We start from the raw sequence: 10,479 nt of genomic DNA on the forward strand, positions 1-10,479 counted from the left end.
ATGACTGAACAAGCAGGCTGAAAGATGCCGCGAAAGAAACGTTTGGCGACTTCCTCAGCCATCGAGAAACATTCGTTTCATCGATACTGCTCGCAAATTTAGCGCCAGAAACCGTCGAGGTTCAGAATTTTCAATGAGTTAAAAACAACCAGAAGCATCGACAAGCCATCTTCCGAGCACCTCAAGCAGCGAGGCGTTCAAAAACGGTGCGTAGAAAAACGCCCGCGCACCAGCGTATGGCGCGAGTCGCACAACCCGGCGCGAGATCACCAAAGCACTGGCGCACTGGCGACCTGCCTGTCACTTGTTCAGGCCGGATGCTCCCGCGTCCAGTGTCGCGCGATATCCACGCGCCGGGTTATCCACACCCGGTCGTGCGCCTCGAGATGATCGAGGAATCGCTGCAGCGCGCGGAAGCGTCCAGGGCGGCCGATCAGCCGGCAGTGCAGGCCGATCGAGAGCATCTTCGGTGTTTCCGCGCCCTCTGCGTAGAGCACGTCGAAAGCATCTCGCAGATACTGAAAAAACGGCTCGCCGTGATCGAAGCCGGTCGGGGACGCAAAGCGCATGTCGTTGGTATCGAGGGTGTAGGGCACGATCAGGTGGCGATGCGTCTTGCCCCGACTGTCGATTGCGTCGGTCCAGAACGGCAGATCGTCACCGTAGTAATCGCTGTCATACAGAAAGCCGCCCTGATCGAGCAGCAGGCGGCGGGTGTTGGGGCTGTCACGGCCGGTGTACCAGCCCAGCGGCGCTTCACCGTAAAGGCGCTGGAAAATCGCCAGCGCGCGCTCGAGATGCTCGCGCTCCAGCGCTTCCGGCACATTCTGGTAATGGATCCAGCGATAGCCGTGGCAGGCAATTTCGTGGCCCAACTCGTGGAAAGCGCGGGCGACTTCCGGATTGCGTTCCAACGCCATCGCCACGCCGAAGACGGTCAGCGGCAAGTCGCGGCGCTCGAACTCTTTCAGCACTCGCCAGACACCCGCTCGCGAGCCGTATTCATAGATCGATTCCATGCTCAGATGACGTGCAGGATACGCCTCGGCGCCTGCAATCTCGGAGAGAAACTGCTCGGAGTGTGTATCGCCATGCAGCACACTGTTCTCGCCGCCCTCTTCGTAGTTGAGCACGAACTGCACCGCCACGCGGGCCTGACCGGGCCAGTTGGCCTGCACTGGCGTGCGGCCATAGCCAACCAGATCTCTAGGATACGTCCCGACAGAGGCGTCTTTGGGAGCAGAGTCGTCGAATCGCATGGATGGCGTTCCTTGTTCGAACGGCCAGAACGATCAGGCCATCGATATTGTATTCAAAGTCGTTTATTTTTGTAGACAAAACAACCGTACCGCGAATGCGACGATTCGCCAAGCTGTTCGAACAAGAGGTATCGCCACCGATGCGGATTCACGTCATCAACCCTAACACCACCGCCAGCATGACCGACAAAATCGGCAACTGCGCCAGCCGTGTCGCGGCGCCAGGTACCGAGATCCACGTCAGCCAGCCGGAAAGCGGCCCGGTCTCCATCGAGAGCCACTTCGATGAGGCGATCAGCGCCGTTGGCGTGCTCGAGGAGATTCGTCGCGGCGAGGCCCTCGGCGCAGATGCCTACGTCATTGCCTGTTTCGGCGATCCGGGCCTGCTCGCCGCACGTGAACTGACCCGCGCCCCGGTGATCGGCATTGCCGAAGCCGGCTTCCATCTGGCGACGATGATCAGCACCCGCTTTTCGGTGGTGACGACGCTTGCGCGCACCGCGATCATCGCCGAGCACCTGCTCGATCAGTATGGTTTCCGCCATCACTGCCGCCAGGTGCGCGCCACCGACCTGCCGGTATTGGAGCTGGAGAACCCGGCGGGTAACGCCTATCAGGCGCTGCTGGCAGAGTGTCAGCGAGCCCGCGACGAAGATGGCATCGGCGCCATCGTGCTGGGTTGCGGTGGCATGGCCGATCTCACCGAACGGCTGGCCCAGGACCTGGGGCTGCCGGTGGTCGAAGGCGTCAGCGCCGCGGTCAAGCTCGCCGAATCGCTCGCCTCACTCGGGCTCGGCACCAGCAAGCACGGCGATCTGGCGTTTCCGCGGCCGAAGCCGTTTGCGGGCAAGTTTGCGGATTGGGGAGAGTAAAGGCGGCGAGATCAGCCAAAGATAGTCTGAAGATCTGGCGTTTCGTCATCGCTCTCCTCGATCGAGAGGGAAGCTTCGATTGCCTTGAGATGGCGCTGCATGAACGCCATCGCCCGATCTTCCTTGCCGGTCTCGAGCAACGCGACCAGCTCGTCGTGGTCATGGGATTCGCAGCCGAGATGGCCGTGGCCGCCGTAGACGGCGAGGATCAGCGATGAGCGTGAGCAGAGGCGTTCGATGAACTCCGCCAGCGGCGTGTTGCCGGAGAGCTCGGCCAGACGCTGGTGAAAACGCGCGGAGAGCTGTATCGCCTGGCTCTGTTCACCGCTGCGCAGCGCCTTGCGCTCGCGCTCCGCCAGCTCACGCAGCTCGGCGGCGTCGGCAGGCTTCAGCCGCCGCGACACCCACGGCATCAGCTGGCACTCGACCAGTTGGCGGGCGGCGAAGACATCGCGAGCTTCTTCGATGGTGGGGCGGCTGACGCTCGCGCCGCGGCGTGGGGTCAGCGTGACCAGATATTCGAGCGACAGCCGCTGCAGAATCTTGCGAATGCCGGTGCGACTGACGCGGAAGACATCGGCGAGCGCGTCTTCACGCAGCCGCGCCCCCGGCTTCAATCGATGCTCGACGATCGCCTCGCGAATCTGCCGATAGATCGTCTCGTGGCGCTCGGCACCATCCCCCGCCTTGCCCGCTCCGCGACTGCGTTTCGCCTTGGCGGGCATTTCGCTCTCGCTCGCTGCGTTCGCGCCTTTTGCCATTGTCGTTTGCTTCCCCAGCGTCACCGTCTTGCTGATCATGGTCGACCGTATTCGTTGTCGATTGTATATCCCTGGCTACGAGATAACAGCCAGGTTGGCCCCATGGCCCGCCGGCTCACGCCTCCACGATCCGTCTGGCGCTAGCATTGTGGCGCGCGATCATTGCATTCAGGTCATGGCCGAGCAGGCGACCGCCTGCGACCCGCGCAATGCCGTTGACGAAGGAGAGATCGACCTGCGGTGGCTGGCAGAACACCAGCGCAGCCAGCGGGTCGTGCAACGCACCGCCGGCGAGCGCCAGTGAATCCATACGGAAGCCGATGATGTCGGCGGCCTTGCCGACGGCGAGCTGGCCGATATCGTCGCGCCCGAGCACGGCCGCCCCGCCGCGAGTGGCGAACCACAGCATCTGGCGGGCGTTGAAGTCATCCATTTCACCCTGAAGCCGACCGAGCAGCATCGCCTGGCGAGTCTCCGCGAGCAGGTGCGAGCCGTCATTCGAGGCACTGCCGTCGACGCCCAAGCCAACGCGCATGCCGGCTCGATGCATCGCCATCACCGGCGCGATGCCGGAGCCGAGCCGCATGTTCGAACTCGGGCAGTGCGCCGCGCCGCAGCAGTGACCGCCAAGCCGGGTGATCTCCTCACTATGCGGGTGCACCATGTGCGCGAACCAGACATCGCGACCGACCCAGCCGACCTGTTCGGCATACTCCACCGGCGTGCAGCCGAACTGCTCACGGCAGTAGGCTTCCTCGTCGCGGGTCTCGGCCAGATGGGTGTGCAGGTGCACGCCATACTCGCGTGCGAGCGCAGCGCTCTCGCGCATCAGATCGCGCGAGACGGAGAACGGCGAACAGGGCGCGACGACCACCCGCGTCATCGCCCGCTCGCGCACGTCGTGGTAGCGCTCGATGGCGCGTTGGGTGTCCTCGAGAATCGCCGATTCCGACTCGACCACGCTGTCCGGCGGCAGCCCGCCCTGGGACTCGCCCACCGACATCGAACCACGCGAGGCGTGAAAGCGCAGTCCCAGTTCAGAGACGGCGGCGATCTGGTCGTCGATCCGCGCCCCATTGGGCCAGAGATAGGTGTGATCCGCCGCCGTGGTGCAGCCGGAAAGCAGCAGTTCGGCGGCGGCGATCTGGCTCGCGGCGAACATCGCCTCCGGATCGAGCCGCGCCCAGATCGGATAGTGCGTGACCAGCCAGTCGAACAGCTCGGCGTTCTGTCCAGCCGGCAGGTTACGCGTCAGCGTCTGGTAGAAGTGGTGGTGGGTGTTGACCAGCCCCGGCAAGATGACGTGGCCGCGCGCATCGATGATCCGGTCGACCGGCTTATGCAGCCCGGCGGTTATCTCCGTCGCCGAACCGATTGCCGCAATTCGATCGTCCTCGATCAACAGGCTGGCATGGCGCAGCTCACGCTGAGCATCGTCGAAGGTCGCGATCAGCTCGGCGTCGCGGATCAGCGTGATCATCAACTTCCCCGGTAAGTCGAGTAACTGAATGGCGAGAGCAATAGCGGCACGTGATAGTGCTCGTCTGGCGAGTCGACGACGAACTGCAGCGGAATGCGATCGAGGAAATGGCCGCTCGCCGTCGAGGCCTTTTTCAGATAGTCCCCGGCATGAAACAGCAGCTCGTAGACGCCGGCATGAAAGTCGCTGCCCTCGAGCAGCGGAGCCTCGCAGCGGCCGTCCTCGTTGGTGGTGACATCGGCCAGACGCGATCGTGTGCCGCCCTCGAGGCGATAGAGCTCGAGTCGCAGGCCGGCCGCGGGGCGGCCCAGCGCCGTGTCCAGCACATGGGTGGTCAGATATCCGGTGGCGTCACTCATCGTTCTCTCCCTGATCGCTCGGCCATGCGCACCGACGATGGACGAAAAAGGTGGATTGCTTCGCCATGATGGCGTTAGCCTCATTCAATTGTTTTTGTATACAAAGGTCAACCGGAGTTGCCATGTCCTCCACCCTGCTTTCACCGCGCCCCAGCCAGCTCGACCGAGAGGCGTTCGTCGCCGCCTATGGAGAGATCTACGAACATTCGGCCTGGGTCGCCGAGCAGTGCTGGGAGCGAGGGCTCGATACCGACCATGACACGCCGGCCGGCCTTGCCGCCGCGATGCGTGAGCGGGTCGATGCTGCCAGTGCCGACACGCAGCTCACGCTGATTCGCGCGCACCCGGACCTCGCCGGCAAGGCGGCCGTCGCCGACGACCTGACCGCAGACTCGCGCAGTGAACAGGCCGGCGCCGGACTCGACCAGTGCACGGCGGCGGAGTTCGCCCGCTTCGAGCGGCTCAACGCCGAATACCGCGAGCGTTTCGGCTTCCCGTTCGTGATCGCCGTGCGCGGCCTCGATCGTCACGATATTCTCACCGCCTTCGAGACCCGGCTCGACCACACACCGGAAGACGAGCGACGTACCGCCATCGAACAGATCCATCGCATCGCCCGGCTTAGACTCGAGCAGCGCGAGCGCGCCGACGATCCCCACCCTTAGGCGCGCAGACATGGCGCGCCCAACTCGTTATCCTGACCGGCATCGAAGACGGCACAATGCCGACCGAGCACGGACAGCCAGGTAGCGGGGAGCGACAGGTGGCGGAGAACAAGCGACGAGTGTCGGCGGATACGAAAGGACGGACCTCTGCGGACACCAGGAAACGGGCCTCGGCGGACACGAAAGGACGGGCTTCGGCGGACACAAAAAGACGCGCGGTGGGCAGACCGGCCGGCAACGCCAAGAGCAGCGGCGGCCACAGTCAATCTCTGGTGCGCGGGCTGACGATTCTCGAAGTGCTGGCCGCGGCGCCGGAAGGCATGGCGCTTTCCGATATCGCCGAAGCGCTCGACCTTGCGCCCTCGACCACACATCGGCTGCTGCAGGCGCTGCATCAGCAGGGCTTCCTCATTCAAGACCTGGAATCCGGGTTGTGGAAGATCGACGTCAAGACTTTCCGCATCGGGCAGAGCTTTCTCGAGGCGCGAGATTTCGTCGCCACCGCGCGCCCCTATCTGCGACGGCTGGCGGCGACCACCGGCGAGACCGCCAATCTCGGCATTCGTGACGACGGCATGGTGGTCTATCTCGCCCAGAGCGAATCCAAGCAGATGATGCGCATGATCACGCGGCTCGGCTCCCGCGCGCCGCTGCATGCCGCCGGTATCGGCAAGGCGCTGCTGGCGTGGATGCCGCCAGCCGAGTTCGAGGCGATCATGTGTCATCGCGAACTCGAAGGGGAAACGCCCAACACCCTGACCGATATTCCCACCCTCAAGCGTCAGCTGGAGGAAGTGCGGCGGCAGGGCTATTCGGTCGACCGCGAGGAGCATGCCATCGGGCTCAACTGCGTCGCCGCCACGCTGCACGACGAGAGTGGCCTGCCACTGGCGGCGATCTCCGTCTCCGGCCCGGTCGCGCGTATCGACGACTCTCGCTTGCCGGAGCTGGCGCGGCTCGTCGCCGAAACCGCCGCCGAGATCACCGCCCGTATCGGCGGCAAGCTGCCGACCGATCTGCCGGCGTAGGCGTAGCCCTTTACGTATTGAGGATCACGCCTCCGTTGAGATGAATCGTCTGGCCCGTCATGTAAGAAGACTCCTGGCTGGCCAGATAGACATAGGCCGGCCCCATCTCGCTCGGCTGGCCAGCACGCTGCATTGGCACCTGCCCCCCGAAACCTTCGACCTTCTCGTCATCCATGCTGGCCGGAATCAGCGGCGTCCACACCGGCCCCGGCGCTACCGCGTTGACGCGAATCTCTCGCTCCACCAGCGACTGCGCCAACGAGCGCACGAAGCCCTGGATCGCGCCCTTGGTCGATGAGTAGTCGATCAGTGTCTTGTTGCCCTTGAAAGCATTGACCGACGAGGTGGCGATGATGGTGTCCCCGGCACCGAGATGAGGTACCACTTCGCGAACCAGATAAAAGTGGCTGAAAATGTTGGTCGCGAAAGTGCGCTGAAGCTGCTCATCGGTAATCTCGGTGACATCGTTCCAGTCGTGCTGCTCGGCAGCGTTGTTGACCAGAATGTTCAGCCCGCCGAGTTCGCGACGCGTGCGCTCGACTGCCTCTCGACAAAAGGCTGAGTCGGCCACGTCGCCCTGAATCGGCAGGCAGCGACGCCCTTCAGCCTCGACCAGCGCTTTCGTATCCTCGGCATCGCGCTGCTCATCGAGGTAAACGATGGCGCAGTCGGCGCCCTCGCGGGCGAAGTGCAGGGCCACCGCGCGGCCGATGCCGCTATCGCCACCAGTGATCAGTGCAACCTTGTCCTGAAGCTTGCCGCTGCCCTGATAGTCGGCGCGAATGAATTCCGGCTCGGGCTGCATGCGGTGCTCGTCACCAGGCTGATGGTTCTGGTGCTGCGGCGGAAAATGCGATTGTGACATTCCGACTCCCTCCTGAATGACATCGACGAATGGCTGTCTGTCGACAGCGAGCTGCCTGACAGAAACTGACGCAAGAAACACTTCATGGCCGAAGCGTTCTCATGAGCATAGAAAGTGTTTCGCCGTTCAGGCAAACCCAGGTTTAAAAAATTAACTTATGTTAACAACGGGCTTGCCGTCGCTGCCGACTTGGCACCTCCTCTTCGTGGCTTAGAGCGTGAAGCGAATCGCCAGCGACGCTACACTGTCGCCCGGCCGGACCGGACGCGACGGGTCAAGGGCGACTAGGCCGCGCACCTGGTGCCCATGGCCCAGTCGCCCATGCCCCGGTCACCCTTCGGCCCAGATGCCTTCCGTCACCGCCGCCAACGAGGACCTGCCCATGCCTTCGCACCTGCTCACCGTCGATTCGCTCTCCCGCGACGGCGTCGACCATCTGATCCGCATCGCCGAGCGCATGGAACCGATCGCCCAGCGGCGCAAGGTGACTCGCGTGCTCGAGGGCGCGGTGCTCGGCAATCTTTTCTTCGAGGCCAGTACGCGGACCCGCATCAGCTTCAATGCCGCCTTCTGCCGGCTCGGCGGCAGCGTCTGCGACACCACCGGCTTCACCTTCTCGTCGATGGCCAAAGGCGAGTCGCTTTACGATACCAGCCGCGTGATGGGCGGCTATGTCGATGCCATCGTCATGCGCCACCCGGAGCAGGGCTCGGTGGCGGAGTTCGCCGAAGCGACGCAGGTGCCGGTGATCAACGGCGGCGACGGCCCGGGCGAGCATCCCAGTCAGGCGCTGCTCGACATCTACACCATCACCAAGGAGTTCGCTCGGCTCGGCAAGCCGCTGGCTGGCGCGCACCTGTTGCTGACCGGCGACCTTCGTCACGGCCGCACGGTGCACTCGCTGATCAAGCTGCTCTCGCTCTACGATCCGCTGCGTATCACGCTGGTCTCCCCGCCGGGGCTGGAGATGCCGCAGCACCTGGTCGATCTGGTCGCCTCGCGGGGGCATCGTGTCGACACGCGCGCGAACCTGGCCGAGAACTTCGACGATGTCGACGTGATCTACGCCACGCGCATCCAGCGCGAGCGCTTCACTGCCGAAATGTCGGAGAACTTCACCGAACTCACCTCGGACTTCGTCGTCGACAAAGGCTTCCTCGACCGCCGCTGTGCGCCGACTACCGTGGTGATGCACCCGCTACCCCGCGACAGCCGCGCCGGCGCCAACGACCTCTCCACCGATCTCAACGGCGATCCGCGCCTGGCGATATTCCGCCAGACCGACAACGGCATTCCCATGCGCATGGCGATCTTCGCCCACCTGCTGCAGGTGGAAGCGTTGATCGAGAAGGATCTGCGCGACGTGCGCTGGTTCGTGCCGGCGAGCTTCGGCGTGGACGACCGAGAGCTGAAGGTGGAGAACTGAGTGCGAGCCGCTGCGGGGTTTCAAAACATTCGTGAGCAGAGCTAGCTCCTACGGCAGACAAGCCCGCCGGGAGTGAAGAAAGGCGTGGAAGAACATTAGTTGATCTTCGTGAGCAGAGCTCACTCCTACGGCAGACAAGCCCAACAGGAGTGGAGAAAGACGCGAAAAAACGTTATCCGCGCCCAATTCGAATAACTCACCCGTTGGAGCGAGCTTGCTCGCGAATGATGCCGCGGACTCGGCGACGCTGATCTTCGTGAGCAGAGCTCACTCCTACGGCAGACAAGCCCAACAGAAGTGGAGAAAGGCGTGGAATAACATAAGTGCCGACGCCCAATCCGAATGACTCACCTGCGAAGAAAAAGGCCATTGAGACAACCCGTAACGCCGTCAATACGCCCCCGTTGGAGCGAGCTTGCTCGCGAATGATGCCGCGGGCTCGGCGACGTTGATCTTCGTGAGCAGAGCTCACTTCTACGGCAGACAAGCCCGTCGGGAGTGGAGAGAGACGCGAAAAAACGTTATCCGCGCCCAATTTGAATAACTCACCCGTTGGAGCGAGCTTGCTCGCGAATGATGCCGCGGACTCGGCGACGCTGATCTTCGTGAGCAGAGCTCACTCCTACCGAGCAAGCGGCAGTTGGAGCGAGTATCGCGAGCGAAAGAAAGAAGAACGCGTCGCGGCTGACTACCGCGCGAACCAGTTCTCCAGAATCAGCTGTGCGGCGATGCCGTCGACCCCGCGATCCCGGTAGTTGCCCCTGTGGCGTTGGGCCTGGGCGATAGTCTTGGCGGCGCGGGTGGTGCCGCGCTCGTCGAACATCTCGACCGGTTTGCCGAAGCGCCCGTGCAGGCGGTTACCGAACTTGCGAGCGCGCGTGCTCATATCCGACTCGCTGCCGTCGTCGTGGATCGGCAGGCCGACGACGAGCAGATCCGGTCGCCACTCGTTCAACAGCCGCTCGATGACGTTCCAGTCCGGTATGCCGTCTCGCGCCGTCAGCGGCTCGAGGCTGCTGGCCGAGCCAAGCATCTCGTTGCCGACCGCGACCCCGATGCGCCGTGTACCGTAGTCGAACGCCATGATCAGGCGCTGACCGATCTCGGCGTCCGCCTTGCCACCTAGCGTGGCCATCAGGCGTGCCCGGCGTCGCGGGTCATCAGATTGAGATCGACACCGAGAATGCCGGCCGCCGCGGAGAGCCGCTGTTCCGAAGGGCGGTCGAAGAGGATCGCGGCATCGCCCTCGACGGTCAGCCAGCTATTCTGCTTGAGTTCGTCCTCGAGCTGGCCGGACTTCCAGCCCGCACAGCCGAGCATCACCAGGTAGTGCCCCGGTCCGCGACGCTGGGCGATCGCCTGCAGAATATCCATCGAAGTGGTCAGCGCCAGCCCTTCGGCAATCTGAATGCTCGAGTCCCAGTCGCTGGCGTTACCGCGGTGCAGAATGAAACCTCGATCGCGATAGGTCGGGCCGCCGTCATAGACCAGCACTTCATTGTGAGGGCCGGGTTCGGACTCGATATCGAGCTGTTCGAACAGGCCATCCAGCGTCATCTCGGAGGGGCGATTGACGATCACGCCGAGCGTGCCGTCGTCATCGTGGTCGCAGAGATAGGTCAGCGTTCCCGCGAAGTTGGGGTCTTCCAGGTGCGGCAGCGCCAGCAGGAAATAGTCCTTGAGGCTCTGCATGGGAGCATTGACGGGAATTTGACGAGTCGTGGACATAGAGCTCCATAGGACATCGCGTCCGGCTCGGCATCG

General features: G+C 63.5%; 11 protein-coding genes. 4 read left to right on the top strand and 7 right to left on the bottom strand.

Features of this window, described 5'->3' with window-relative positions; translation table 11 throughout:
• Window positions 1–308: 308 nt before the first annotated feature.
• Window positions 309–1,259, bottom strand: a complete 951-nt coding sequence (puuE, locus tag IE125_RS04555) for an allantoinase PuuE (protein WP_189443457.1) — start codon at window positions 1,257–1,259, stop codon at window positions 309–311.
• Window positions 1,260–1,399: 140 nt separating this feature from the next.
• Here puuE and IE125_RS04560 point away from each other — a divergent pair, with 140 nt between their 5' ends.
• On the top strand, window positions 1,400–2,131 hold the full coding sequence (locus tag IE125_RS04560; protein WP_189443458.1) for an aspartate/glutamate racemase family protein: 732 nt from the start codon (window positions 1,400–1,402) through the stop codon (window positions 2,129–2,131).
• An 11-nt stretch (window positions 2,132–2,142) separates the two neighbouring features.
• On the opposite strand, the gene IE125_RS04565 is transcribed toward IE125_RS04560, so the two are convergent.
• The 3 genes from IE125_RS04565 to uraH all read right to left on the bottom strand — a co-directional run bounded on the left by IE125_RS04565 (window position 2,143) and on the right by uraH (window position 4,731).
• The gene (locus tag IE125_RS04565; protein WP_229808952.1) at window positions 2,143–2,856 is read right to left on the bottom strand and encodes a GntR family transcriptional regulator; all 714 of its coding nucleotides are present in this window, start codon (window positions 2,854–2,856) and stop codon (window positions 2,143–2,145) included.
• Between the two features lie 151 nt (window positions 2,857–3,007).
• Window positions 3,008–4,372 (bottom strand): 8-oxoguanine deaminase, encoded by a 1,365-nt coding sequence (locus IE125_RS04570; RefSeq protein WP_189443459.1) that lies wholly within the window; start codon window positions 4,370–4,372, stop codon window positions 3,008–3,010.
• On the bottom strand, window positions 4,372–4,731 hold the full coding sequence (uraH, locus tag IE125_RS04575; RefSeq protein ID WP_189443460.1) for a hydroxyisourate hydrolase: 360 nt from the start codon (window positions 4,729–4,731) through the stop codon (window positions 4,372–4,374). The genes IE125_RS04570 and uraH overlap by 1 nt, the downstream gene beginning before the upstream one ends.
• A gap of 122 nt (window positions 4,732–4,853) precedes the next feature.
• Between uraH and uraD the strand changes: the two genes are divergently transcribed.
• The gene (gene uraD, locus IE125_RS04580) at window positions 4,854–5,396 is read left to right on the top strand and encodes a 2-oxo-4-hydroxy-4-carboxy-5-ureidoimidazoline decarboxylase (protein ID WP_189443461.1); all 543 of its coding nucleotides are present in this window, start codon (window positions 4,854–4,856) and stop codon (window positions 5,394–5,396) included.
• Window positions 5,397–5,614: 218 nt separating this feature from the next.
• On the top strand, window positions 5,615–6,424 hold the full coding sequence (locus tag IE125_RS04585) for an IclR family transcriptional regulator (protein WP_229808920.1): 810 nt from the start codon (window positions 5,615–5,617) through the stop codon (window positions 6,422–6,424).
• A gap of 10 nt (window positions 6,425–6,434) precedes the next feature.
• On the opposite strand, the gene IE125_RS04590 is transcribed toward IE125_RS04585, so the two are convergent.
• A complete protein-coding gene (locus tag IE125_RS04590; protein WP_189443463.1) occupies window positions 6,435–7,289 on the bottom strand; it encodes an SDR family oxidoreductase in 855 nt (284 codons plus the stop codon).
• A gap of 382 nt (window positions 7,290–7,671) precedes the next feature.
• On the opposite strand from IE125_RS04590, the gene pyrB reads away from it, so the two are divergent.
• Window positions 7,672–8,715 carry an aspartate carbamoyltransferase gene (pyrB, locus tag IE125_RS04595; protein WP_189443464.1) on the top strand — a complete coding sequence of 348 codons (1,044 nt, stop codon included), beginning with the start codon at window positions 7,672–7,674 and terminating at the stop codon, window positions 8,713–8,715.
• Between the two features lie 688 nt (window positions 8,716–9,403).
• Here the strand turns inward: pyrB and ruvX are convergent.
• Entirely contained in the window at window positions 9,404–9,850 is a 447-nt protein-coding gene (gene ruvX / locus IE125_RS04600; protein ID WP_189443465.1) for a Holliday junction resolvase RuvX, read from the bottom strand.
• Entirely contained in the window at window positions 9,850–10,407 is a 558-nt protein-coding gene (locus IE125_RS04605) for a YqgE/AlgH family protein (protein ID WP_189443797.1), read from the bottom strand. The genes ruvX and IE125_RS04605 overlap by 1 nt, the downstream gene beginning before the upstream one ends.
• Between the last annotated feature and the right edge of the window lie 72 nt (window positions 10,408–10,479).

It is taken from the genome of Salinicola rhizosphaerae (genome assembly GCF_014652715.1).
GTDB lineage: Bacteria > Pseudomonadota > Gammaproteobacteria > Pseudomonadales > Halomonadaceae > Salinicola > Salinicola rhizosphaerae.

Bases quoted from the DNA above. Each gene is read 5' to 3' on its own strand.
- pyrB (WP_189443464.1), top strand. From the start codon at position 7,672: ATGCCTTCGCACCTGCTCACCGTCGATTCGCTCTCCCGCGACGGCGTC.
- ruvX (WP_189443465.1), bottom strand. From the start codon at position 9,850: ATGGCCACGCTAGGTGGCAAGGCGGACGCCGAGATCGGTCAGCGCCTG.
- uraH (WP_189443460.1), bottom strand. From the start codon at position 4,731: ATGAGTGACGCCACCGGATATCTGACCACCCATGTGCTGGACACGGCG.
- IE125_RS04590 (WP_189443463.1), bottom strand. From the start codon at position 7,289: ATGTCACAATCGCATTTTCCGCCGCAGCACCAGAACCATCAGCCTGGT.
- IE125_RS04565 (WP_229808952.1), bottom strand. From the start codon at position 2,856: ATGCCCGCCAAGGCGAAACGCAGTCGCGGAGCGGGCAAGGCGGGGGAT.
- puuE (WP_189443457.1), bottom strand. From the start codon at position 1,259: ATGCGATTCGACGACTCTGCTCCCAAAGACGCCTCTGTCGGGACGTAT.
- IE125_RS04605 (WP_189443797.1), bottom strand. From the start codon at position 10,407: ATGCAGAGCCTCAAGGACTATTTCCTGCTGGCGCTGCCGCACCTGGAA.
- IE125_RS04560 (WP_189443458.1), top strand. From the start codon at position 1,400: ATGCGGATTCACGTCATCAACCCTAACACCACCGCCAGCATGACCGAC.
- uraD (WP_189443461.1), top strand. From the start codon at position 4,854: ATGTCCTCCACCCTGCTTTCACCGCGCCCCAGCCAGCTCGACCGAGAG.
- IE125_RS04570 (WP_189443459.1), bottom strand. From the start codon at position 4,372: ATGATCACGCTGATCCGCGACGCCGAGCTGATCGCGACCTTCGACGAT.